We start from the raw sequence: 22,599 nt of genomic DNA on the forward strand, positions 1-22,599 counted from the left end.
TATAGTCAGTTCTAATTGGAAAGGAAGAAAAGCATGAAAAAGTCATGGATATTGAGTCCTGTTTTTTGGGTGATAACAGTTATCGTGATGCTGATGGTAATGCCTAATCTTGAAAAACTTGTACTAGATAAAGGACAAATCACGTTGCCTAGTGATTTAGAGAGCGTCATTGGCACAGAGCTGTTAAATGATATTCAAAACGAAGGAAAGGATACCTATTCGTTTGTCTATGTATTTCATCAAGATAAGGGTTTAACAGCTGCTGATTATTCGGCAATCGAAGGGGTACTTCATCATTTAAACACAAAAAAGCTTCACATCACAAATGCGCTCTTCCATACAGACAGTGAGCAGGCGGCAAATCAATTAGTTAGTAAAGACCATACAACCGTCATGGCACAATTGTCAATCGATAGAAAGATCGGTACAGCCAGTGAAGCGGCAGCGTTATTAAGGGCGGAAGTAAAAGATTTATCAATGGATACATATGTAACAGGAGCCGATATTGTGATGGATGATTTCTCTTCCACAACACAAGAAGGTGTGAAAAAGACCGAAATCATTGCCGTTGTCTTTATCATTGCGATATTGGTGATCATTTTCCGTTCACCGATTATTCCATTTATCTCACTTTTAACAGTAGGGGTAGCCTATACTGTATCGTTATCCATCATCGCCTTACTTGCTAATTATTGGAATTTTCCGTTTTCAAACTTTACGCAAGTATTTTTAGTCGTCATATTATTTGGGATTGGTACTGACTACAATATTCTTTTGTTTACTCGCTTTAAAGAGGAATTAGCTAACACGAATCATGTCTTAAAGGCGATACAAAACACCTATAAAACAGCTGGGAAAACCGTATTACTAAGCAGCTCATCTGTGTTAATAGGCTTTACGGTGCTGTATTTTTCAAAATTCTCCTTGTATCAAAGTGTCAGTGGAATCGCGATTGGCATTTGTGTTTTATTGGCCGTTTTGATGACATTAAATCCATTCTTTATGGGGTTGCTTGGCTTTAAGCTGTTTTGGCCAAGTAAGGCGATAGCAGGGCATACTGAAAATAAGCTGTGGGGTTTTTTAGCGAAAAATGCCTTTGCAAGACCATTCGTGGGCATTATCTTTGCCTGTATCCTCACCTTGCCATTTATTTATCATTATGCAGGGGAACTCAATTACAACGATTTAGTAGAAATTGACGACAAATATGAATCGAAGCAGGCAATTAGCTTGATTGAAAAACATTATGAGCCTGGTATGAGTGCGCCTGCAACACTTGTTATCCAACAAAAGGAATCGCTCGCAAGCACTGATTATTTACGTGCATTAGATGAATTAACAGGCATTATTGCCAATACACCTGGTGTAGCAAAAGTCTATTCTCCGACACGTCCTGAAGGGGAGCGTATCGCTGATCTTTATGTGAATGAACAAGCAAATACACTAAAGGGGGGTTTAGGAGAAGCACAAGAGGGTGTCGGTTCTATTCAAAAAGGACTACAGGATGCCACCAATCAATTATCGGAAGAACAAGATGTCAGTGGTGTCCAAAATTTAATTAATGGCACCATACAATTACAGAATGGGGCTAGTGATTTAACGAATGCTTTACAGGGATTAACGAATGGTTTAGACAATGCAACAAATGGTTCTACCGATTTAATAGACGGAGCAGCAGCCTTAGAAGCGGGACTTGGGGAGCTTCAACAAGGACTCAATCAATTACAAAGCTCCTATCAACAAATTGATACAGGCTTTCAACAATATCGTCCAGTTTTTTCTCAAATCGAGCAGTTAATCACGTCCTCTAAACAAGCATTTGAAGGTATTTTAGCGGCCATGAATGCGTATGTTCAAGCAAACCCGGAAGCAGCAGATGATGACCATATCCAAACAACTATAAGGACTGCCCAGCAGGGATTAAGTTCGCTAAATGCATTAGATATTGCATCGTTGTCAGCCCAATATAATCAATTAACACAGGCTTTCGGGCAAGCCAATAGTTCCTTAGCTAATGCCCAATCAGCAATTGAGACATTAAAAGCAGGCGCTCGTGCCCTAAAAAGTGGTGTCAATGATTTATCCCAAGGAATAGGGACAGCCGCACAAGGAGCCAATCAAATAACGGCTGGTTCTCACAATTTAACCAATGGATTAGCTGAGGTAAAAGCAGGGCAACAGCAATTACAACAACATTTAATCAGCCTACAGGATAGCATGGTGGAACTGCGCAATGGATTAGGCGAAGGAGCAGAAGGGCTAGAAGACATTTACGCAGGATTAGATGATGCAAATGGCTATTTACATGAATTGTCAAACAAAGAAACGGGAACATTTTTTGTGCCAACAGAGGTGTTACAGGGTGAATTCCAGGAAAGCTTAAATGCCTATATGACAGATGATCGTCATGCCGCAACCTTCATGATTATTTTGGAGGTCAATCCCTATAAGGAAGAAGCCATGACGATGATGCGTGACATCAAGCATCGAGTAGACAGCTATGTGGAAAGTTCGGTATTGCAGCATGCAGACGTCTATTTAACAGGTAAAACAATGAGTAATATTGATTTACAAGAAATTTCTTCAGCTGACTTTATACGAAGTGCAGTACTGATGCTTGCTGGCATTAGCGTGATTTTATGGTTGATCACACGCTCATTTTTACAAACGCTTATTATTAATGCCAGCTTATTAATCGCTACATTTGCAAGCCTTGGTTTAACTGAAATGATAGCGAAGCAGCTGCTAGGTTATGACATGCTTAGCTGGAATGTACCATTCTTTACGTACATTATGATTGTCTCACTTGGTGTGGATTACTCCATTTTCTTGATGATGCGCTATAAGGAAACAGCACAAGCAGGGCTGAAGGAAATTATTCCGACAAGCCTACAGATGGGAAGTGTTATTTTAGCTGCGGCTGTTATTTTAGGTGGCACATTTGCTGCATTAATGCCATCTGGCGTTATTACGCTGATTCAGGTAGCGATGGCAGTGATTATTGGATTAGTGATCTTGACGTTTATGATGATGCCAATCTTTATTCCAGCTTGGTTTGGGCTTGCTGACAAAATAAAGCTACTCCTAGCAAACAGAAAAGAAAACAATCAGTAACGTTCATATATTTTTTAAGAATAGAAAAATTACGATCATATGAAATGAAAATGTGGATTTGGTATTTTCCAAATCCACATTTTAGCTAGAGTCTATTCCAAATAAACATAAATTGAGCTGCATCTGATTCGAGGGCAATTTGATGATAATCAGTTGAATCATCATCTGTAATCAAGCGACCTTTTTGCACATTTAAAATGGCATGTTTAACCGAATCAGGATGTTCAATCGCATAGTGGGAGTCTTTTAGAAGCGTGAGGGCAGATCGACATTTATGTTTATCAATACGCTCATTTTTTCCTTTAAAATACAGCTTAATCAAATAGGGCACATCGTCAATGATTAAACCAAGCTCAGGATTGGAACGATTAAATCGTCACAATACCAATTCGCCTTCCCTGGTTCAAACCACTGAACATGTTTATTTTTTAAGAATTTTATATAGGCTTTAACGGCTTCCTGGTAATTTTTCTGGCGTGCAGGAAGGGTATTATCCACAATGTCGAGTAAATAGGCATCGTTAAAGCGTTGTTCATGGTATTTTTTTAATCCATCACGCAGTGCTTTCCAATAATCTTTTATTGGATGGTACTCTCCCTGATATTTTATATCCTTCACAAACTTTGTCTTAGCTGCACTTCCCTTCATTGTGAAGTCTGTAAATTGTGTTAAACCAATGGATGGCTTTGTGAGAGTCGTCATTTTTCCATCACCCTTCTTTCATTTATAGATTAGTATTATATTGGAAAGGGTACATGTATATGATTGAAGGGCTAGTAAGCAATCAACGCCTAACAGTGTTCTATCACAATAAGAAAATTAGTTTTTTAAAAAAATATGTTTCGATATGTTTTGACTGGGAATATAAATAGCTCAAAAAATATTTAGGAAGAATAAAAATGGCTAACAAGCAAAACAATCGCAACAGAAACAACAATGGAAACATGACTGTCGAAGAAGCGGGACGTAAAGGCGGAGAAGCTACCTCCAGAAATCATGACCGTGATTTTTATGAAGAAATTGGACGTAAAGGCGGCGAGGCTACGGCTAAAAATCATGGACATGAATTTTACGAAGAAATTGGTCGCAAAGGTGGAGAAGCTACGGCTGATAACCACGGCGAAGAATTTTATGGCGAGATAGGCCGTAAAGGTGGAGAGGCACGCAGCAAACAGCGTAGTCAGGACTCCAATGGCAACCAAAATCGTCGACATAACAATAATAACTAATCACATTCAAATAGGTTGAAACCCTTCACACACAAGGCGTTTGCAGTTTTCACTACAGGCGCCTTTTTTGTTGTTAAGTTCCCCTCAATCCACAGGATAAATTTTTTGAAGTTCTCCTAATGGTAGTATATATTTAATCCGCTTCTACTTGTTTTCAGAGGAAATGACACAACATAAAGAAAACGAACGATTGCAGGTAATTCAATCCGTCGTGCAGGCTGTGAACATGACGGTCAAAATAAAACAAGATGATTCAGGTATGAATATGAGCTATAACTTTATTGGGGATTATGTAGGTTTTGATGCGAAACGACTAGTAGAGGCAAGAAATGAGCTAATGCTCCCAACTTCACTTGAAGTGTATGTCAAAACAATGACCCTACATGAGCTAGGTCATGCTGTGGATCGAGAAGCATTACAGGCATCACTTCCACGTACAATGGAAATCTTTACGATGAAAAAGCAACATGCCTTAAAGGAAATATATCGTCAGGAACATCTATTAGCCATGCTGATTGAAGAACATGAAATGAATCGTCAATTTGAGCAAACGGCCTGGACGAATGCATGGATGCTGAATCATACACATCATCTCGTTCCTGAAAAGGACTTTCACTATATCAAACAGCATAGCCTAGCGACCTATCAGAAATTATACGACCAAGATTTACAAGCGTATCACCATCTTTTGAACCAACAGATGGTGCCATTAGTTTAGCTAGAAATAATCATTTCATACCGTCCTGGGAATAGATCAAACCAAATAGGGCAATGTAATACTACTTGGAGGTGATCATTTTGACAAAGGGCAAACAATATAAACGTCAGTCAGAGTTGGCGGAATTAGCGACAGATTTAAGTCCAGATGATTTAGATGTGCGCGAAGAAAATGCTTTAACACAAGAGCAAAAGAAAAATTCGAACGAAGGGAATCGTTCAAAAAAATCCGCCACACGCAAATCGCAATCATAACATGAACACCACAATCATTTTGGATTGTGGTGTTCTTTTATCAATCATAGAGAAGACAAAGCCATCGCCACTTTTACATAGAACTATACTACCGAGCGTTGATTTAATGTTACAATTTATAGAATGAATGAAAGGAGTTGGAATAAATGATTATATTTATCGTGTTTGTTGGCGTGGTCGTTGTCATAGGCATCGTCAGTAATGCAAATAAAAATCACAGCAAATCAAACGAGCACAACCACCACATCCATTCCACAAACGATTTTTCAACAAACGATGCACATCTTTCCTCCCAAGACAGCCACCAATGTACCGATTCTAGTGCTACAACGAGTGACTCATCCTGTGGCTCCGGCGGGGAATGAAGGTGACCATTCTGGAAAAGTGGTTGGAGTGCTCCAAAATAAGGGGAAGCCGCTCCTAAATGTAGTAGAAGTGATCCAAAATAAGGGGAAGCCGCTCTAAAGTGAGGTCAAGGTGATCTAAAATAAGAAGAACCCGCTCCAAAAAGAGTCCAAAGTGATCCAAAATAAGGAGAACCTGCTCCAAAGCAAGTCCAAGGTGATCCAAAATGAGAAGAAGCCGCTCTAAAGTGAGGCCAAGGTGATCCAAAATAAGAAGGAGCCGCTCTAAAGAGAGTCCAAGGTGATCTAAAATAAGGAGAACCCGCTCCAAAGTGTGGCTAAAGTGATCCCAAATAAGGAGAAGCCGCTCCAAAGAGAGTCCAAGGTGATCCAAAATAAGAAGAAGCCGCTCCAAAGAGAGTCCAAGGTGATCCAAAATAAGAAGGAGCCGCTCTAAAGTGAGGCCAAGGTGATCCAAAATAAGAAGGAGCCGCTCTAAAGTGAGGCCAAGGTGATCCAAAATAAGAAGAACCCGCTCATAAGTGAGTCTAAAGTGATCCAACTTAGGGAGAACCCGCTCCAAAGCAAGTCCAAAGTGATCCAACTAAGGAAGAACCCGCTCCAAAGTGGATTATAGGTGATCCTAATTAAAGAGAGGTCAAAGTAATCGAACTTAAGAGGAAATTTTTTATAGCGTGATTAAAGAGGGAGAGATCTGCTTGTCTCTGATCTCTTCTATCGTACATATTTGAATGGATATTTTTCATCGCCTCACAAATATCTACAACTGTTGAAAAGAACGGAATAGATTCAGCATCCTCGACTAAGTTTGGGTGCGTCATTGTACTTTTGGAGGACAATCTCTAGCCCAATAAATAAGAAGCTATTTACTATTCAGTATTTTTTCAGCTAAACAAATAGCGAAAATAAGGCAACAGGCGTAAGATAGAGTAATAGATAGAGAGAATTTGGAGGTAGTAGTAGAGATGATACGATTCGAAAATGATTATGCAGAGGGTGCCCATCCACAGATTTTGCAACGATTAGTGGCCACAAATGAAGAACAAACACCAGGCTATGGTATGGACGAGCATTGTGAAAAAGCAAGAGCCTCTATTAAAAAAGCCATTGCAGCGGAGCAGGCAGACATTCACTTTTTAGTTGGTGGTACGCAAACGAATACAATCGTTATTGCGTCGATTTTAAGGCCGCATCAGGGCGTTATTGCTGCCAGTACGGGGCATATTGCGGTGCATGAAACGGGTGCCATTGAGGCAACGGGTCATAAGGTGCTGACATTGCCTAGCGATGATGGCAAACTAACTGCGGCACAGGTGAAAGCTTGCTATGATGCGCACTGGCAGGACAGTACGCATGAGCATATGGTGCAGCCAGGCTTAGTGTACATATCTCATCCTACAGAAAATGGCACAACTTATAGTAAGGCGGAATTAACGGCTTTAAGTGAAGTTTGCCTAGCCTGTGATTTACCGCTGTTTTTAGATGGTGCTCGTTTAGGCTATGGTCTCGTGGCACAAGACAGCGATTTATCTTTAGCAGAAATCGCTAAGCTTGTGGATGTTTTTTATATTGGCGGCACTAAAATGGGGGCATTGTTTGGGGAAGCAGTCGTGATCGTGAATCCTGCGTACCAAAAGGATTTCCGCTACATGATCAAGCAAAGAGGAGGGCTGCTTGCCAAAGGTCGATTATTGGGCATTCAGTTCGAAACCTTATTTGAAGATACGCTTTATATGGATATTTCGCATCATGCTGTAGACATGGCGATGCTGATTCGACAGGCGTTTCTCGACAAAGGCTTCGCAATGCGCTATGACTCGAAAACGAATCAGCAATTTCCGATTTTACCAAACCATCTACTTCCTAAGTTAGAAGAAAAATATTCCTTCTCTATTTGGGAAACATACGATGATACCCATACGGTTGTGCGCTTTTGCACAAGCTGGGCTACGACAAAAGAAAATGTGGAGCGTTTAATAGACGACATTCACCGATTAGCATAGCCAATCAAGCTGCACCTTGAATAAAAGGGTGCAGTTTTTTCCTATTATTCCCTAATTATTGCTATACTATAGATAAAAGGAAAGGTGGAAGCGAATGACAAAATACGTAGCACTTTTAAGAGGCATTAATGTAGGTGGGCACAATAAATTAAAAATGGCTGAATTAAGAGATGCCCTGCAACCACTAGGACTCCAAAATATTCGGACATATATTCAAAGTGGCAATATCCTGTTCGAATCAAGTGAATCTGAAGAACGCTTGCAACAGCAAATTCAAGAAACCATCCTAACTACATTTACTATCACAAGTACAGTGATCATCCGCACAGCTGATGAGTTCCACTCGATTGTGAACAATTGTCCTTTCCCAGAGCAAGACTTAACAGACGCAAGTGCTACAGCTACAGGGGAAAGTCTCCATGTAGCATTACTACCAGTAGCTCCAACCGAAATAAACAGTGCTAAGTTATTACAATATGTAAGTGAAAAAGAGCGCTGCATTATCAAGGGCAGGGATGTCTATCTGTTATTTTACGATAGCATTCGCAATGCCAAGCTTAGTCAACACCTGCATAAGCTGGAGGTGCCCGCTACAGTTCGCAATTGGAAAACGATGATGAAGCTTGCGACGATGATTGATCAGTAGGGAAATCACCTTTTCCAAAAGGAGGCGTGCTTGGATGCGACGGGATCAAGTAGGTTATTTTATTTATCCTGTTATGTACTTCCTTGTAAGAACGGTGAACCAATGGAGGAAGCAAGAGCCGATTACATGGGGAGAAAATGTGACGATGATGGTGATAACGATGGTCATCATCTATTTCTTTATTTGGATGTGGAATTGGTCCAAAAAGCCGTATCAATGGGGGAAGAAGAATAATAAAGAAATATAAAACAAGAGAGCAAATTTCATTTTTCTTGAAATGATGCTCTCTTGTTTTTTACTTGAACTTTTCAGGTTTTGTGGCTTTAATAGAGGCAATTTCTCCACAGTGCGTACAGACAGTAAAAATAAGAGGAGAGCCAGAAGAAAAGATGCTATTCACGGGTCTTAAGGCCGCATAGCCATCTAATTTCCCTTCAGAAAAAGATTGACCACCACAGGCCTTACAACTATATGTATTCGTTTCCATGTTCTCACCTCATAATGTAAGTTTAAGGAAATTATAACATAGAAAAAGCTACAGCGATATGCATCACTGTAGCTCAGAATTGGTTGATACCCTTTGAGGTTTTCTAAAGTATTATAGCATAACAACTTATTCATTGTATAGATGAAGGAAAATATACTTCATTTGACTTGACTGAATTGGCTATTTGAACGAAAAGATTGGGGGTTTCATGATTCGTGACATCTTTATAAATGCTGAGAAGATATTGTAAATGGTTTTCTTCAAAGACAAAGAAATTAAAAAGTCGGTGCTCAAAATAAATCCCCTGACTACCATCCTGCAGTGTATAGGCTTTTCCTGAAAAGCTCAATTTTTGTTGAATAGGTCGAATATCGATTTTAAAAATATGCTGTTTCATTTCGTTATGAACATAGAGAAGATTTAGTGCATCATTTATGCCATCTTCATGATCTTTGTAAAATCGGCCAAATTTATGCGTGATGGAAAATGGGGGTAAAACAGTTGGCAGTTTGACCTTAGTATAATACTGTTCGAATTCCTTCACAGCTGCTTCTACTGATTGATAGCCCGCTTCATCAAATTTTTCCTCAAAAGTGGGCGGCTGAGGATGCGCACTAACATGATCAATGGTTTGGTAAATTAAAAAAATAAATAGTGAAAAAGTAATTTTCTTCAGCATTGCTTGCACGTCCTTATTGAAAGTACTTTATTTTTAAGTATCTCGATTCAGATTGAAAATATACACTTCACATTCAAGGCTATTAGTTTAAAAATAAATAGTTTAATGCTAAACTATTTAACGGTAAGAGAGCTAATTCGCTCTTTTTCGTGTGATTGAAGGAGGAATTAAAAATGGATCGAGTAAAAAATAAAGTGGCATTAGTGACAGGTGGGGCTTCTGGTATTGGTTTATCCGCAGCTAGCTTATTAGCAAAAGAGGGCGCAAAAGTAGTCATTGCTGATTTCAATGTAGAGGGGGCAAAAGAGGCGGCAGCTACTTTAGTCAAAGAAGGGTATGAGGCGGCAGCGGTTTTCCTTGATGCAGGGGATGCTTCCTCCATTGAAGCGGCCGTGAACTTCACGGTAGAACGATACGGCTCATTAAATGTGCTCTTTAATAATGTTGGTCTAACTAACCTGAAGAAGGATTTAGATGTATTGAATATTGATTTAGATGAGTGGGATCGTTTAGTCAATGTGAACTTAAAATCCATCTTACTTGGCAGTCGTTTTGCGATTCCACATATGCAAAAAGCGGGCGGGGGCTCAATTATTAATACGGCTTCTATGGCGGCATTCGCCAGTGACCAAATCCGTACAGCCTATGGGGCGACAAAAGCAGGAGTGGTGAATATGACGAGAAACATTGCCACACAATTTGGGAAGGATCATATTCGTTGTAATGCGGTTGCACCAGGGCTTATTTTAACACCAGCTGCAAAAAACAATATGCCAGAGGAAATGCTAGCAATCTATGGAAAATTTAATGCGCTACCTTATCATGGGGAAGCAGATGATATTGGCCATGCAGTGGTATTTTTAGCCTCTGATGAATCAAAATTTATGACGGGCCAAACATTGCAAATTGAAGGCGGCCATTATCTCGCTAACCCAACCATCGCTGATACTAATAACTGGCTAGCATCTTTATAGCGTAAAAAATCATTAATAAAAGAGGTTGCCTATTTTTAGGACAACCTCTCTTTTTATTATGCAAAAGCTTCTGAATAACGCACAATACCCCGCACATCGGCAAGTGCATTTTCTGTTAATTCAAGAGCCATAAATGCTTCGTCTGGTACTTCAAACGGTGCTCGAATATGCCAGTTGCTTGCTGGTTGAAAGCCAAACTTTGGGTAGTAATCTTTGTGACCTAACAGAATGACAGAATGGTACCCTAGCTCCTGTGCTTTTTTGAGAGCCGCACGAATTAATTGACTGCCGATGCCCATTTTCTGATGAGAAGGTGCAACTGAGACAGGGGCAAGAGCTAATGATTCCACAGCTTTGTCACCATCCAGTATGTGAATTTTTGATAAAAGAATATGACCAACCAGTTCGTCTTGTTGAATAGCAACGAGTGATAGCTCAGGGATAAAGGCATCTGTTTGGCGAATGCGCTGTACCAGCAAATGCTCCTGATGATCACTGTATGCTTCATTCAAAAAAGCACTTTTCACGATGGCCTCCGTTGTTTGATAATCTGCTGTGAGTTCTTGTCTAATAATCATGTCCATTTGTAATCTCCTGTTCTTTTGAAAATCTATAAATGGTGCTTTCTTGCTACATTCCCTGTATTAAGAAAGCGTACTCACAATGCTTAAACATAAGTTGAACAAACAAAAACCTCCCATATAGACTGTTTATAGTATAGCGAACTTGAGCGCTTTATAAAATGCTATTCACTCGAAAATAAAGGAAAAATCGGTGAATCGACTGTTTGAAACATGAAATCCCTCCAAAAATTTCATGTTCCTATGTCCCTAAAAGAAAAGCAAGATAAAGCACTGCGTAAAGGGGAAGGGCAATAGAAAGGAGGATATACATGCTCCATTCACCAAGCGATAATTTTCGTTGCCACTTCGTTAATTTTAGCTGTCGACAATAGATCATACTAGCAAGTAAAAAAATTAATAAAGTAAAATCCTTTAAGTTATTTAAAAAGGTGATCAATAGTATCAGCTCCTTTAGGCTTTTGCAATATATGTGCTAACATGATTTTCGATGACTATAGAGATGCAAAAAGTGCGTCTCTATCTTACATAGAAACGCACTTCGATTTATTCCTCTCGAATGACAATAAAAACGCCACTAAAAATTAACAGGGAGCCAATCCAAAAGGAAAGCCCGATCGTCTCTCCCAATAAGAGCCAGCCTAAAAATGTGCCAACAATAGGTTGAAAGAAGAAAAATAAGCCACCACTAGACGCATTCATTAGTTGAAGCCCTTTATTCCACAGTAAAAAACCACCAGCTGTTGAGACAATGCCTAAGTAGAGCAAGCCCCCTGAAATCGTTGGCTGCAAAACACTTGCTAGATCCAAATCCTGTAGCCTTGGAAGGACAAAGGGCGTCAATAGCATCACGGCAATCAAAGATGTATAGGTCGTAACAACAATTTGTGAGTAATGGCTTGGCACCTTTTTGATTAATACCGACATCAATGCCCACGTTAAGGCTGCAAGCAGTAAGTAGAGTCCACCTAATTGCTGTGTCACGTCGATTTGTCCGTTACCTACAATGATCCCCACGCCCATCGTGGCAAGAGCGATGGACAAACACTTTTTCAGCGTAATGCTTTCTTTTAAAATCAAACGGGCAAAGACGACCATAAAAGCAGGAGTTGTCGCTGTAATGATTGCCCCCATCTGCGCAGTGGACAGCATTGTACCCATTTCCTGCGTAACAATCGAAATGGTGTTCCCGATAAGTCCAACAAGAAAAATAATCAGCCAATCTTTTTTCACTATTTTCCAAGATTGCTTCATCACGATACCAATGATACCGAGTGCAATCACCGCAATTAAATAACGCATCCAAACAAGCTCTAATGGTGGCACAACCTCCACCACTACTTTAACGACGACATACATAGCACCCCAAATACTTGCGGCAAGCGATAAAAAGATGGCGCCGATTACTAGATTTCCCATGTTTTTTCCTCCGTTTTCATAGATACCTATGCCCTTAACGGAGAAAAAGCGCTTCTACCGTTAAGGAAGAAGAAGTGCTGGTACATCCTGTTCAAATAATGGAGCAAACATCATAATCATCCCACCATCCTCAAGTCATTTTTTATTAAGTATAATAGAATATACATTGTTTTCCAAGGGAGAGGGATGCAAAGGGCATTACTTCCATACGAGATAGAGGGGAAGAAACGTGAAGAACAAACCTGCATTCTGTTAATCACCACAACAGAGAGTATGGTGGGGGAAACCTTCCTTTTGTAGGTTTCCGCCTTTATAATTTCACCCCATTATTTTTAGACTGGATGAAATAGCTATTAGTTGATTCCTGCTTATAGTGTCCTACATTCAATTCGTTCAGATTTATTAAACCCTTAAAGAATTTTGGGACAGGGCAATCCCAATCTACATTTGCTATTGTTAGTGGGAAATTATCCTCAGCTGGATTAGGCGTATGTATATTTACTGAATCCAAACTAGCGTCTTCCTCCACGAACTCCATCCACAATTGATAGGGTTTTCCGAGTGTCGAAAGCTTTTCTGATAAATGGTTATACAAGGCGATATGTGCTTTTATATGCTCTCTTCGTATTTTTAAACTATTATTGCCATACCCGTAAAAATCAAGGTGGGTGTGCCACAAGTTAAACCAACCTTCTTTGCCGAATTCTACATCAGATGGCTCTGCTGTTGTTTCTCGCCATAAGTTACGGAAATAACGCTTTTTCCCACGAAATTTTTTCAAATTACTGTTCCTCCATTTAAACAAGTTGTTCTTTGCATTGCTTTGCCTTTATTAAAATAATGGCTTTGGAAATCCATTAAGGTGCGCGATAACAGAAATTTGCCCAACATGGTAAGCTTCATGCGAGTAAACATGATGAAACAACCAGTTAAGTGTAGGTACGGAAGGTGGTGTCCAACCATCGGAAAACTTTGGCACCTCGACTAATTGATTGAGCTGCGAATCGTCTAATGTATGTAGAATGTTATCCGTATAATTTCTAATTTCAATATAGCTATCTAGTATTTCCTTAGGCGAACAATCATCGTGAAGGTTTAACATACAAGGTTTTTTAAGACCAATTTCATTCACCCAATAGTCTTCGCTACTTGATAGATGAGAAATAACCCAAGCCACATTATTTGGATAAAAATCGGATTTCTTAAACCAAAACGCCTCATCAAGTGTGTTTAGGTAAGGTATTAATGTTTTCCTAAGATCATTACGATATGGAAACAGCAAATCCATCCATCCTTTCATTTATGCATACGTTTATTGTAAAGGAACAAGCACGGGATAGGAAATGAATACTTTATTTCTCAGGTTGAATGTGGTCTGGAATAATTAAACGATAGATAGTGTCCAAAAAAAAATCACCTTGAGGAAGGTGATTAAATCGGATTGACTTTAAGCTCTCTTAGAATCAAAAGAACGCCCATTCCATACACGATAGAGATTGCTAAAGGTACAAGTGTGAAAGCTTGATCAACAAAGAAGCCACCTAAAATCAAAGCAGAAAAACAGACGCCTAGAGTCACAAATAAATAAGCTTTACTTTTATAAATCCATATGTAAGGAAGAAAATGAGAGCCTGCAAGTAAACCAATTGTGAAGGGAAGGTATTCAGGTATGTTCATATACACAATGATAAATACAGGTATGTAAAAAGCTTGAGGAGCGGCAACGATTCCTCCTAACGTCCCTAAAGGGTTACCAGTAGCGTTTAAATTAATACCAAGAATTTTACTAATGAACATACCGATTGGAAAAATAGCGCCCAAGCCAAATATCCAAATTAAATGTACAGTTTCCATTGGCAAAACTAAGGGCATTAGGGTGAAAAGTAAAAAGACAACGGCACCAGCAAGTAAAATAGGGAATCCTTTTTTTACTTCAACGATCATTTCCTTTTGTAAATCTTCCAGTGTTTTATCCATCAATGCACCACCTTTCATGAAATGAATACAACCTATAATATACCAGTAATTATCTATTTTTACCATAGATGATTTGAAATGGAATTTTTAAAAAGATTGAACATAAAAAAGCCGATTAGCACGTCCAATCAGCTTCTGTTTTTTAGCTTTTTCTCTGTTTCCATACCAACACTGAAAACCGCGACTACCATACTAAAGAAAAATATAATTTGAACGAATCTGTCTGCGGTCCAATGCCCCAAAAAATTCATGAAGACAAAGATCATAATTAAAATTGTTGAAACCACTTGTATATAGAAACGTAAATTAACAAGCATTTGTACACCTCCAATTTATGTAAATCAAATCACGCTTTAAGGTTAATGTGGATGAGGGGTTAAAACCATTATTATTGAATATTTGAAAGAACATGCTTGAAAGATATTGATTGGTAAAACTATTAACCTTTTTCTTTTTTTGGTTTCACAAAGTAAGAAATGAACATGACAAAAAAGCCTAAAGATATGTATATTAATGCAACAGATTTGTTTGGAATAACTGAATCATATTCAAAGAAACCAGATAATCTTCCCACTCCACTTATAAGCAAAGTAATGCCAAAAATAAATATGATCCATCCAAGTGTAGACATTGTTTTCATTGCATAACAACTCCTGATATATAGGTAATTACCTATATAAGGATAGCATAATTGGATAATATATGAAAATATGGAATGATGCATTTACTGCACAACCGGAGGATAATGTGCAGTAAATAAAAAGGAATTAATAGTACAATTAAATGTTAGGAAATTTGAAAGAAGGTTATAAGCATGAGAGATAGAAGTTCGGTTGTAATAATTGAAAATAAAATGATTGCACTTATTAGAAGGGAAAGAGACGGTACCGTTTATTATGTTTTTCCAGGCGGTGGAATGGAGAATAATGAAAAACCTGAAGATACTGCAAGGAGGGAAGCATTAGAGGAATTAGGTGTAATTGTTAGGGTCAAGGATTGTATCGCAGAGGAAAAATTTAATGGCAATCAATATTTTTTCTTATCAGAAATAATTGGGGGTAAATTTGGAACAGGACAAGGTGAAGAATACTCAGACAGCAAAAAAGATAGTGGAACTTATCTACCGATATGGGTAGAGATTGAAAAGTTGTTGACAATTGATATAAAACCAAAAGAAGTTGCTTTAAAGATTCAGTCTTTATTTATATAGAGGTCTATCTATCTATTCAGGATGGACCAATGATACTGCACAACATGCTATTTCTTTTCATATTTTTTACTACCCCATGCCCAATTTAAAAAAGCATAAACAAGTACTGCCCATAAAGAAAAGAAGAGATTATTAAGAAAATCCCAATTACCTTTATTGAAATAATCCGAAACAGATAAAAGTAAAAAAAGTGTAACGAAGTAAACAATATTCAAGTATTTTCTGATAAATGTCATTAGAATCACCTTAATATGTATTTTGTGTAAATTATAACATAAAAAAGTCTTAGTGATTTTGTGGCTTAATTAGTTGTTAGTGAAGAATCCTTTACTAAACATTTTGAGGAAAAGTGAAAATCATCCATAAAATTTGAGGAGCGGTTAAAATGTCAAAGGAATTGAAAACAGGTCACGAAATATTTTATAAAAATTTAGGGAAAGGTATTTTCATTGGATACGACTTGCAAGATGGATAAAAGGATGAGTTGCGGGTGTCCACAGGTCTTTTAAGTATGAAAGAAACAATATGAAGAAAAGTCGATATATCTTATACTGCCAGAGCAACTATTATTAATGAGCTGCACAATGCACTGTCTCTAGCCCCCTAAATCATATCTCAATGTATTTATTTCAAAAAAGCCGCAGCATTATCACACGCTACAGCTTCAGTATGGCTATTTGAACTTTTGTGGTTTAGCCACTTTAATGGAAACTACTTCTCCACAGTCCTTACAGAAGCGAAAAATAAATGGGGATCCTGTAGTATAGGGAGGTCCGATAGGTTTTACATTACCGTAAGTACTAGCATCACCAACTTGACCGGTTGTAAAAGTATTGCCACCACAATCCTTACAAACTAATTTGTTATTTTCCACATTATCACCTCAATATGTATTTTATGTAAATTATAACATATAACGTTGCGGGGTTTGCGGATGATACAGCAAACTAGTGAACAACATAAGGAGTTTGTGCAAAAAGAGATTTAAAATCAAAAAAAGAGCTGTCCTAAAAAAGAACAGCTAATTATTTGGCAGCTTTAAAAAGAGCTTTTCCCTTATTGTAGAGAAATCTTTCCCACTTTGCTAACAACCCATCGCCATTCTCGCCATTTTCTATTGCTAACGCGTGATTTTTATGGAAATCTTTTACTCGTTTATGATGTTCTTTTTGCCATGGGTGCAAAGGATGATGTTTCATTTTCTAGCCTCCTTTTCGTTACTTAAGTATATGATGGAGTCAGATAAATTAACAGTAAGCTAGATCATCTAGTTAAACAGAAAATAAAAAATTAGTTTAATAAGGGGATGGAAATGATGGAGTTTGAAGAATTATATACTATAGCAAAAGGTGCCTTAAATCCAAAGCAAATTTCAAAAAATTCTTATGCAGGATCTGTTGCTGCTGCGATTTTATGTGAAAATGATAAGGTTTATAAAGGGGTGTGTATCGATACGCCTTGCTCTATGGGATTTTGTGCAGAACACGCAGCCATAGCAGCTATGATTACGGATGGTGAAAGTAAAATAAAAAAAGTCATTGCAGTTTACAAGGATGGAACAATCATACCACCATGCGGAAGATGTAGGGAGTTTATTTGTCAAATTCATGATGATAACTATCAATGTGAAGTCATGGTAGGAGAGAATACGATCTTGACTATAGGTGACTTACTTCCTATTCGTTGGGTATGAGAATGTTGATACAACGGAAGGCATTGATGAGGAGGCTGCCACAGGTACATCAAATGGCACACTGACCTATATCACCACGTATGAAATGATTTTAATCAAGAGTACATATTCCTGCAGGGGCATAGTATGGGGAGACCCTCCATTATATTGACAAAAGGGAAGCTTTACTAAAGGGTGGCCTCATTCATTCCTAATTTGATTAGAAAAACTACCTTTATATTGAAGATGCCGATTTTCAATATAAAAGTAGAATTGGTGCTATTTAATAGTTTACTTTCGTAGCAATAGGGGTTTTTTTGAATAGCAAAATAGCAAGAAATAAAGCGATGCTTACAGTACCAAAGCCTACCCAATTCAAATTTAGGACAGAGGTATGGCCGATGACAAATCCGCCTAATGCCGAGCCCAGTGCAAAACCAAATTGGATAAAGGAAGTATTTATGCTTAGGGCAATGTCTGGATTTCGAGGTACTAGCGTGACAAGAAGTAGCTGTTGGGCAGGGGAAATACTCCATGTTGCTACCATAAAAATCATTAAAACCAAGATCAATACAAAGAGATTGCTACCAGATAGTGCGAATAAGAGGAGTGTTGCTGCTTGTAACAGCAATCCAAACCAAATGGTGAATCGCGAACCCTTTGCATCTGCCAATTGTCCGCCCACTTTTGAACCAACGAAGCTGCAAATTCCCGCCAGAAATAGAATGCCACTAATTTCGGTCATAGAAAGAGTGGATGTGGCTTGCAAGAACGGCGTAATATAAGTAAATAGGGTAGCGTATCCACCGACATAAAATAAAGTGATAGCCAGGATAGTTAGAATTTTTGAATCTTTTAAAATGAAGAGCTGCGACCTGAGGGTAACAGCTTCTTCCTCCTTGATGACTGGAACTTTTGTATAGATGATAAGCAATGGCAAAATGGTTAATAAACCGATTAAAATAAATAAAACTCTCCATCCGAACATTTCGCTAAAAAAGGTGCCAATTGGAACACCTAGCACGAGCGAACTGCTTAGGCCCATCAAAATTATGCCGATAGCACGGCCTCTTCGTTCTTTTTCAACTAGTCGCGTAGCTACTGCCATGGCTACCACTGTAGCGATTCCACCGCTAACCCCTTGAATAATTCGTATCCATAGTGCAAATTCATAAGAAGGGCTTATAAACATTAATCCGTTGCTGACAATGAACACACTAACGGTAGCCATGAGCAACTTTTTACGATCCATATTTATCGTGAGCGCAATGAGAATTGGAGCGAAAATGGCTGCTGCAAGGGCAAATAAAGTCACCAATAACCCAGCTTCTGAAATCGTTACTCCAAAGTCCACAGCAATCATTTCAATCACGCCTGTAATAATGTATTCAACTGTTCCGATTAGAAAAACAACAAGCGATAACACATAGATAATCAGATTATTTTTCAACTCATTTCACTCTTCTTTCAGCTATCTATTTGTAATAGGTATTTGTATTTCCATTAATTGGACGTTTTGTGTTGTAGATAATGGCAAATATATTTCTCTACCTGGTTCGTTTTCCTTGATCTGATAGTTATTTTTCACAATCCAGTTAGCTAAATCAACACAGGCTGTACAAGCAAAGTTAGAATCCGAACGAAAGGTCATTGTGGCCATCATTGACTCTGAAGGAAGCGTCCGTAGTTGAAATGTATCGGGGAATGATGGAAGCTCCTTGGTTAAAAAATACCCGACTTCAAATTCAAACTCGTCTTCTTTTTCCTCTATTTCTTTCCATAAAACGACCTGGGGACTTTGAGCCAAATGGCGTATTTCCTTTGTTAATAATTGATTAAATGTACGAAACAGGTCTGGAATATCTTCTTCTCTCCCGCGTGCTTTCAATGAAAGAAACTGCTGAGCACCTTCTGCCTTGATTCGGATTTCTTGATCTGATTCCACTTGTCCCTCTCGTTCTAAAAGTTGCATACGCTCTTCAATCCGTGCGAGCTTGGCTTGTTCTGTATCGATAATATGTTGGATTTCATTTTTCTTCAGCTTAAACATCCCTTGAATATCTTTTAACGTAATATCCTCATGGAGCAAACGTATAATTTGTGGCAAGGTGAACCCCAATTCCTTATAGAGAAAGATTCGGTTGAGCTCAAGTAGCTGGTCTGCTGAATAATATCGGTAGCAGGTGTCATCGTCCACCTTTCTCGGCTTTAATATGCCAATCTGATCATAATAGCGCAATGTTTTTAAGGATACTTTGCTTAGCCTAGAAAACTCACTGATTTTAAACAAAATATCACCTCCAATCTAATAACTTAATGTAAGTATATAGTTTCCAGTACAGGGGAAAGTCAAGTGTGTAAAAGAAACTTTTTAAACCACTTTAAGGAGCCTTCCTCCAATAAGCTGTAGTAAGGCGCTGTCACTATTAGCCAATTTCGCAAAAAAGTCTGGTCCAAAAGAACCTCCCACTCTTAGTAGCGCACCGTTTTGGATCAATGTAAATCAATTAAACTACATTTTAAAAATCTTAAGTAATAGTAATGCCACAATGTTTCCCTATTTTTTTAACTTATATTATCAAACGATGGTTTGGGGGCTATATTTCATTCAATTAACGAAGCAGCATACTTTATTACAACTAAGATAAATATTTGAAACAAATGAATGAACATTATATGATAAGATGGTTATTAATTACATTAAATGGTTTTACTACATATGGAGGGTATTTATGCATGATTTTTATTTAATAAAAAAGACCGAAACACAAGATGAAGAATTTTTTCAATATTTTTGGAGAGATAAAGAGCAATACAAAGATTTAATTGTTGAATACATTGGACTTGAAGACAACCTAGTTGAATATATTTTTGATTCACTTACATGGATTCCATGCAGGAACCCTAGCTTGCCTGGCATGCCTCAAGACATAGGCTTTCATAACATTGGCGTCACCCTATTTGAAGAACATTCGGCTCCTTGCCTTATTTCGATTTTTACTGCTTGGTGTGATTTATTAAAAAATGGTCCAGAGGAAATCCTCAAAATGATTTATTACCATGATTACTCTGAGGATGAATTACTGCGTTTCGATAGAGACTATGCGATAGCCAAATTTGAAAAAATGAGTTCTATATCTAAACAACTGTCTGAGGGCAATTATTATATCTATCACATGGGGATATGAAAATCACAAACTAATGTTACTTTGAGCAGTACCAAACACCGCTTCGGAAAGGTGATGTTGTTAATTGGAAAACAAAGAAATAATACTTAATATCTTAAATGAAATCAAAAATGGCCATATACCTGTTCATACAGATTACAATATTAATTTAGACATTTGGGCAGATCTTATTGAATATATGCATGATAGAACATATATTGCTGATGTTACAATTTATTGGTTTGGCGATGATGATACATATAACGATGAAAGAGTTCACTCTGTTGATCTAACTCAAGTCACAATGACAACTTTTGGAGAAAGATTTTTAACAGAAGAAATGAATTAAGTATACAAAATCAAAAAATGTAAGTTAGGGACACAATATAACAATCAAAACATTGGCATATCCATGTTTTGATTGTTATTCTTTGTTTCATTTATATACAGCTTTTTTAAATTACAGTAACAAGTTCGCAAATGATAGACTGGTATTCGTCATATAAGATAGGGAGTAAAACTATGAATGAATTTAATAAAGCGTTAACATATGTAAATGAATTACTTTATGCACCTCATCATTTGACTATAAAAAACATCCAAGAGGAAACTCAAAATGCTGATTACGGGGCTGGGATGTTTCAGTTGGATTCGAAATCAGTTCGATTTAGAGTCGCAAAAATAACACCTACCAAGGTAGGACAGTTTGTTTCCTTTTGGGAAAAGGATGCAGCTAATAAAAACCAAGCATTCTCATATGAGAACGCCACTGATTTACTGGTAATAAACACTTTTCATACTAATGGGGATTTTGGCCAATTTGTATTTCCAAAAGAAGTTCTTTTACAACAAAACATCCTTAAAACGGCTAATACAAAGGGGAAAATGGCTATTAGAGTTTACCCTAGTTGGGATACGCCCACCAGCAAACAGGCAATCGCAACTAAAAAGTGGCAATCACCGTATTTTGTTAAAGTGGACGCTACTTCTCGTTTATCAATCCATGAGCTATTAAAATTATACGCCTTCTAAAATTAGGTATCTTTAACTGTGTCATTCAATCGGGCGCCATCCTGGAACATGGATAGGCGTCATTTTTATTTTAGGTGTCGAATACCATAACAAATATTAAAAGCTAATCAACGTTCTACAGAGGAGGCGTAATACTGAAGATGAATGAACAAAGCATAAAAAATAAAAAGGCGTGGGAATATCGAGCATATGAATTTTGGAATAAAAGCAACGGCACCCCTAAGGATTTGGCTATTCATATATTAGAAAACCCTAGCGCATGTCTTAAAAAGCACAAACAATACTTTGAACATATTGAAGGAAAGAAGATTGCCAATATTTGCGGTTCAAATGGCAGAAAAGCAGTACCATTAGCATTATTAGGTGCTGAAGTAACCGTATTTGATATTTCAGCAGAAAACCAAAAATATGCCTTAGAATTAGCAGAACATGCAAATACCTCTATTCATTATATTGTCACTGATATTGATGATATTGACTTAACAAAGTATAGAAGCCATTTTGACATGATTTATTTAGAAGGTGGCATATTACACTATTTTAATGATATTGATAAATTCATGTTGATTCTGTTTTCTTTACTAAAAGATGGTGGGGAAATGATTCTCAGTGATTTTCATCCCTTAAGAAGATGTATAGTTAAAGGGCCTAACGCTGAAATCCAATATCAAATCCAACAAGGTTATTTTGACCAAGAATTACAAAATGGAGACTTAGCGTATAAGCATTTCTTTGATGAGCATGAACAACAAGACTTTCCAGATGTATCTATACGGTTTTATACACTTAGTGAAATAATAAATGCTGTCATCACATCAGGTTTCAAATTAAAGAAATTTGATGAGCATCGTGGTTGGAAAAATGAAAATATCCCATGGGAATTTACTATTTTAGCTTTTAAATAAAGATAATCGAAAGTGAAGGATAAAACTGAAAAAGTAGCGGATAGAGTTCTAAAAGTGAAGGATAGAACTGAAAAAGTAGCGGATAGAATGCTTAAAGTGAGGGATAGCCCTCAAATAGAAGGATAGGATTCTAAAAGTGAAGGATAGAACTGAAAAAGTAGCGGATA

The 22,599-nt window shown here is 37.7% G+C and carries 29 protein-coding genes; 14 read left to right on the plus strand and 15 right to left on the minus strand.

The window, feature by feature from the left end; translation table 11 throughout:
- Positions 1 to 33: 33 nt before the first annotated feature.
- Positions 34 to 3,114, plus strand: a complete 3,081-nt coding sequence (locus MHB65_RS10655; protein WP_342443429.1) for an MMPL family transporter — start codon at positions 34 to 36, stop codon at positions 3,112 to 3,114.
- A gap of 85 nt (positions 3,115 to 3,199) precedes the next feature.
- Here the strand turns inward: MHB65_RS10655 and MHB65_RS10660 are convergent, their stop codons facing one another.
- Both MHB65_RS10660 and MHB65_RS10665 read right to left on the minus strand, forming a co-directional pair.
- The gene (locus tag MHB65_RS10660; RefSeq protein WP_342443430.1) at positions 3,200 to 3,436 is read right to left on the minus strand and encodes a hypothetical protein; all 237 of its coding nucleotides are present in this window, start codon (positions 3,434 to 3,436) and stop codon (positions 3,200 to 3,202) included.
- A 20-nt stretch (positions 3,437 to 3,456) separates the two neighbouring features.
- On the minus strand, positions 3,457 to 3,816 hold the full coding sequence (locus MHB65_RS10665; RefSeq protein WP_342443431.1) for a hypothetical protein: 360 nt from the start codon (positions 3,814 to 3,816) through the stop codon (positions 3,457 to 3,459).
- Between the two features lie 197 nt (positions 3,817 to 4,013).
- Here MHB65_RS10665 and MHB65_RS10670 point away from each other — a divergent pair, with 197 nt between their 5' ends.
- The 3 genes from MHB65_RS10670 (at position 4,014) to MHB65_RS10680 (ending at position 5,315) form a co-directional block, all read left to right on the plus strand.
- Positions 4,014 to 4,343, plus strand: a complete 330-nt coding sequence (locus MHB65_RS10670) for a general stress protein (protein WP_342443432.1) — start codon at positions 4,014 to 4,016, stop codon at positions 4,341 to 4,343.
- A 163-nt stretch (positions 4,344 to 4,506) separates the two neighbouring features.
- Complete coding sequence (locus tag MHB65_RS10675; RefSeq protein ID WP_342443433.1) at positions 4,507 to 5,061, plus strand: integrase; 555 nt, start codon at positions 4,507 to 4,509, stop codon at positions 5,059 to 5,061.
- Between the two features lie 71 nt (positions 5,062 to 5,132).
- A complete protein-coding gene (locus MHB65_RS10680) occupies positions 5,133 to 5,315 on the plus strand; it encodes a hypothetical protein (RefSeq protein ID WP_243456430.1) in 183 nt (60 codons plus the stop codon).
- Positions 5,316 to 5,735: 420 nt separating this feature from the next.
- Here the strand turns inward: MHB65_RS10680 and MHB65_RS10685 are convergent, their stop codons facing one another.
- Positions 5,736 to 6,263, minus strand: coding sequence for a hypothetical protein (locus tag MHB65_RS10685; RefSeq protein ID WP_342443434.1), 528 nt, complete (start codon positions 6,261 to 6,263; stop codon positions 5,736 to 5,738).
- Between the two features lie 382 nt (positions 6,264 to 6,645).
- On the opposite strand from MHB65_RS10685, the gene MHB65_RS10690 reads away from it, so the two are divergent.
- The 3 genes from MHB65_RS10690 (at position 6,646) to MHB65_RS10700 (ending at position 8,576) form a co-directional block, all read left to right on the plus strand.
- A complete protein-coding gene (locus MHB65_RS10690) occupies positions 6,646 to 7,683 on the plus strand; it encodes an aminotransferase class V-fold PLP-dependent enzyme (RefSeq protein ID WP_342443435.1) in 1,038 nt (345 codons plus the stop codon).
- A 94-nt stretch (positions 7,684 to 7,777) separates the two neighbouring features.
- Positions 7,778 to 8,329: a DUF1697 domain-containing protein gene (locus MHB65_RS10695; protein WP_342443436.1), complete on the plus strand. Its 552-nt coding sequence runs from the start codon at positions 7,778 to 7,780 to the stop codon at positions 8,327 to 8,329.
- A gap of 34 nt (positions 8,330 to 8,363) precedes the next feature.
- Positions 8,364 to 8,576, plus strand: coding sequence for a hypothetical protein (locus MHB65_RS10700; protein ID WP_342443437.1), 213 nt, complete (start codon positions 8,364 to 8,366; stop codon positions 8,574 to 8,576).
- A gap of 48 nt (positions 8,577 to 8,624) precedes the next feature.
- On the opposite strand, the gene MHB65_RS10705 is transcribed toward MHB65_RS10700, so the two are convergent.
- Positions 8,625 to 8,816 carry a hypothetical protein gene (locus tag MHB65_RS10705; protein ID WP_342443438.1) on the minus strand — a complete coding sequence of 64 codons (192 nt, stop codon included), beginning with the start codon at positions 8,814 to 8,816 and terminating at the stop codon, positions 8,625 to 8,627.
- A gap of 130 nt (positions 8,817 to 8,946) precedes the next feature.
- On the minus strand, positions 8,947 to 9,495 hold the full coding sequence (locus tag MHB65_RS10710) for a carbon monoxide dehydrogenase (protein ID WP_342443439.1): 549 nt from the start codon (positions 9,493 to 9,495) through the stop codon (positions 8,947 to 8,949).
- A gap of 173 nt (positions 9,496 to 9,668) precedes the next feature.
- Between MHB65_RS10710 and MHB65_RS10715 the strand changes: the two genes are divergently transcribed.
- Positions 9,669 to 10,469 (plus strand): SDR family NAD(P)-dependent oxidoreductase, encoded by an 801-nt coding sequence (locus MHB65_RS10715; RefSeq protein WP_342443440.1) that lies wholly within the window; start codon positions 9,669 to 9,671, stop codon positions 10,467 to 10,469.
- A gap of 56 nt (positions 10,470 to 10,525) precedes the next feature.
- Here the strand turns inward: MHB65_RS10715 and MHB65_RS10720 are convergent, their stop codons facing one another.
- From MHB65_RS10720 to MHB65_RS10750, 7 genes are all read right to left on the minus strand, one after another.
- A complete protein-coding gene (locus MHB65_RS10720; RefSeq protein ID WP_342443441.1) occupies positions 10,526 to 11,053 on the minus strand; it encodes an N-acetyltransferase in 528 nt (175 codons plus the stop codon).
- A gap of 238 nt (positions 11,054 to 11,291) precedes the next feature.
- Positions 11,292 to 11,489, minus strand: a complete 198-nt coding sequence (locus MHB65_RS10725) for a hypothetical protein (protein WP_205443137.1) — start codon at positions 11,487 to 11,489, stop codon at positions 11,292 to 11,294.
- Between the two features lie 107 nt (positions 11,490 to 11,596).
- Entirely contained in the window at positions 11,597 to 12,469 is an 873-nt protein-coding gene (locus tag MHB65_RS10730; RefSeq protein ID WP_066038472.1) for a DMT family transporter, read from the minus strand.
- 310 nt (positions 12,470 to 12,779) lie between these two features.
- Positions 12,780 to 13,250: a hypothetical protein gene (locus tag MHB65_RS10735; protein WP_342443442.1), complete on the minus strand. Its 471-nt coding sequence runs from the start codon at positions 13,248 to 13,250 to the stop codon at positions 12,780 to 12,782.
- Between the two features lie 51 nt (positions 13,251 to 13,301).
- A complete protein-coding gene (locus tag MHB65_RS10740) occupies positions 13,302 to 13,757 on the minus strand; it encodes a DinB family protein (protein ID WP_342443443.1) in 456 nt (151 codons plus the stop codon).
- 143 nt (positions 13,758 to 13,900) lie between these two features.
- Entirely contained in the window at positions 13,901 to 14,446 is a 546-nt protein-coding gene (locus tag MHB65_RS10745) for a hypothetical protein (RefSeq protein WP_342443444.1), read from the minus strand.
- A gap of 439 nt (positions 14,447 to 14,885) precedes the next feature.
- Positions 14,886 to 15,086 carry a hypothetical protein gene (locus MHB65_RS10750; protein WP_342443445.1) on the minus strand — a complete coding sequence of 67 codons (201 nt, stop codon included), beginning with the start codon at positions 15,084 to 15,086 and terminating at the stop codon, positions 14,886 to 14,888.
- 174 nt (positions 15,087 to 15,260) lie between these two features.
- On the opposite strand from MHB65_RS10750, the gene MHB65_RS10755 reads away from it, so the two are divergent.
- Positions 15,261 to 15,656: an NUDIX domain-containing protein gene (locus MHB65_RS10755; RefSeq protein WP_342443446.1), complete on the plus strand. Its 396-nt coding sequence runs from the start codon at positions 15,261 to 15,263 to the stop codon at positions 15,654 to 15,656.
- Positions 15,657 to 16,681: 1,025 nt separating this feature from the next.
- On the opposite strand, the gene MHB65_RS10760 is transcribed toward MHB65_RS10755, so the two are convergent.
- A complete protein-coding gene (locus MHB65_RS10760) occupies positions 16,682 to 16,855 on the minus strand; it encodes a hypothetical protein (RefSeq protein WP_342443447.1) in 174 nt (57 codons plus the stop codon).
- Between the two features lie 113 nt (positions 16,856 to 16,968).
- Here MHB65_RS10760 and MHB65_RS10765 point away from each other — a divergent pair, with 113 nt between their 5' ends.
- On the plus strand, positions 16,969 to 17,349 hold the full coding sequence (locus MHB65_RS10765) for a cytidine deaminase (protein ID WP_342443448.1): 381 nt from the start codon (positions 16,969 to 16,971) through the stop codon (positions 17,347 to 17,349).
- A gap of 262 nt (positions 17,350 to 17,611) precedes the next feature.
- Here the strand turns inward: MHB65_RS10765 and MHB65_RS10770 are convergent, their stop codons facing one another.
- Both MHB65_RS10770 and MHB65_RS10775 read right to left on the minus strand, forming a co-directional pair.
- Positions 17,612 to 18,778: an MFS transporter gene (locus MHB65_RS10770; protein ID WP_342443449.1), complete on the minus strand. Its 1,167-nt coding sequence runs from the start codon at positions 18,776 to 18,778 to the stop codon at positions 17,612 to 17,614.
- A 21-nt stretch (positions 18,779 to 18,799) separates the two neighbouring features.
- Positions 18,800 to 19,618, minus strand: a complete 819-nt coding sequence (locus MHB65_RS10775) for a MerR family transcriptional regulator (protein WP_342443450.1) — start codon at positions 19,616 to 19,618, stop codon at positions 18,800 to 18,802.
- A gap of 442 nt (positions 19,619 to 20,060) precedes the next feature.
- Here MHB65_RS10775 and MHB65_RS10780 point away from each other — a divergent pair, with 442 nt between their 5' ends.
- The 4 genes from MHB65_RS10780 to MHB65_RS10795 all read left to right on the plus strand — a co-directional run bounded on the left by MHB65_RS10780 (position 20,061) and on the right by MHB65_RS10795 (position 22,432).
- Positions 20,061 to 20,516, plus strand: a complete 456-nt coding sequence (locus tag MHB65_RS10780) for a hypothetical protein (RefSeq protein ID WP_342443451.1) — start codon at positions 20,061 to 20,063, stop codon at positions 20,514 to 20,516.
- A gap of 64 nt (positions 20,517 to 20,580) precedes the next feature.
- Entirely contained in the window at positions 20,581 to 20,844 is a 264-nt protein-coding gene (locus MHB65_RS10785) for a hypothetical protein (RefSeq protein ID WP_342443452.1), read from the plus strand.
- A gap of 173 nt (positions 20,845 to 21,017) precedes the next feature.
- Positions 21,018 to 21,527, plus strand: coding sequence for a MepB family protein (locus MHB65_RS10790; protein WP_342443453.1), 510 nt, complete (start codon positions 21,018 to 21,020; stop codon positions 21,525 to 21,527).
- A 140-nt stretch (positions 21,528 to 21,667) separates the two neighbouring features.
- Positions 21,668 to 22,432 (plus strand): class I SAM-dependent methyltransferase, encoded by a 765-nt coding sequence (locus MHB65_RS10795; protein WP_342443454.1) that lies wholly within the window; start codon positions 21,668 to 21,670, stop codon positions 22,430 to 22,432.
- The last annotated feature ends 167 nt before the right edge of the window (positions 22,433 to 22,599 follow it).

The organism is Lysinibacillus sp. FSL K6-0075, assembly GCF_038592945.1.
Classification (GTDB): Bacteria; Bacillota; Bacilli; order Bacillales_A; family Planococcaceae; genus Lysinibacillus; species Lysinibacillus fusiformis_F.

What these genes read in the sequence shown, in the direction of transcription:
- MHB65_RS10655 (WP_342443429.1), top strand. Translation starts at nt 34, where the DNA reads ATGAAAAAGTCATGGATATTGAGTCCTGTTTTTTGGGTGATAACAGTT.
- MHB65_RS10665 (WP_342443431.1), bottom strand. Translation starts at nt 3,816, where the DNA reads ATGACGACTCTCACAAAGCCATCCATTGGTTTAACACAATTTACAGAC.
- MHB65_RS10670 (WP_342443432.1), top strand. Translation starts at nt 4,014, where the DNA reads ATGGCTAACAAGCAAAACAATCGCAACAGAAACAACAATGGAAACATG.
- MHB65_RS10675 (WP_342443433.1), top strand. Translation starts at nt 4,507, where the DNA reads ATGACACAACATAAAGAAAACGAACGATTGCAGGTAATTCAATCCGTC.
- MHB65_RS10690 (WP_342443435.1), top strand. Translation starts at nt 6,646, where the DNA reads ATGATACGATTCGAAAATGATTATGCAGAGGGTGCCCATCCACAGATT.
- MHB65_RS10695 (WP_342443436.1), top strand. Translation starts at nt 7,778, where the DNA reads ATGACAAAATACGTAGCACTTTTAAGAGGCATTAATGTAGGTGGGCAC.
- MHB65_RS10700 (WP_342443437.1), top strand. Translation starts at nt 8,364, where the DNA reads ATGCGACGGGATCAAGTAGGTTATTTTATTTATCCTGTTATGTACTTC.
- MHB65_RS10705 (WP_342443438.1), bottom strand. Translation starts at nt 8,816, where the DNA reads ATGGAAACGAATACATATAGTTGTAAGGCCTGTGGTGGTCAATCTTTT.
- MHB65_RS10710 (WP_342443439.1), bottom strand. Translation starts at nt 9,495, where the DNA reads ATGCTGAAGAAAATTACTTTTTCACTATTTATTTTTTTAATTTACCAA.
- MHB65_RS10715 (WP_342443440.1), top strand. Translation starts at nt 9,669, where the DNA reads ATGGATCGAGTAAAAAATAAAGTGGCATTAGTGACAGGTGGGGCTTCT.
- MHB65_RS10720 (WP_342443441.1), bottom strand. Translation starts at nt 11,053, where the DNA reads ATGGACATGATTATTAGACAAGAACTCACAGCAGATTATCAAACAACG.
- MHB65_RS10730 (WP_066038472.1), bottom strand. Translation starts at nt 12,469, where the DNA reads ATGGGAAATCTAGTAATCGGCGCCATCTTTTTATCGCTTGCCGCAAGT.
- MHB65_RS10740 (WP_342443443.1), bottom strand. Translation starts at nt 13,757, where the DNA reads ATGGATTTGCTGTTTCCATATCGTAATGATCTTAGGAAAACATTAATA.
- MHB65_RS10745 (WP_342443444.1), bottom strand. Translation starts at nt 14,446, where the DNA reads ATGGATAAAACACTGGAAGATTTACAAAAGGAAATGATCGTTGAAGTA.
- MHB65_RS10750 (WP_342443445.1), bottom strand. Translation starts at nt 15,086, where the DNA reads ATGAAAACAATGTCTACACTTGGATGGATCATATTTATTTTTGGCATT.
- MHB65_RS10755 (WP_342443446.1), top strand. Translation starts at nt 15,261, where the DNA reads ATGAGAGATAGAAGTTCGGTTGTAATAATTGAAAATAAAATGATTGCA.
- MHB65_RS10760 (WP_342443447.1), bottom strand. Translation starts at nt 16,855, where the DNA reads ATGAAACATCATCCTTTGCACCCATGGCAAAAAGAACATCATAAACGA.
- MHB65_RS10765 (WP_342443448.1), top strand. Translation starts at nt 16,969, where the DNA reads ATGATGGAGTTTGAAGAATTATATACTATAGCAAAAGGTGCCTTAAAT.
- MHB65_RS10780 (WP_342443451.1), top strand. Translation starts at nt 20,061, where the DNA reads ATGCATGATTTTTATTTAATAAAAAAGACCGAAACACAAGATGAAGAA.
- MHB65_RS10790 (WP_342443453.1), top strand. Translation starts at nt 21,018, where the DNA reads ATGAATGAATTTAATAAAGCGTTAACATATGTAAATGAATTACTTTAT.
- MHB65_RS10795 (WP_342443454.1), top strand. Translation starts at nt 21,668, where the DNA reads ATGAATGAACAAAGCATAAAAAATAAAAAGGCGTGGGAATATCGAGCA.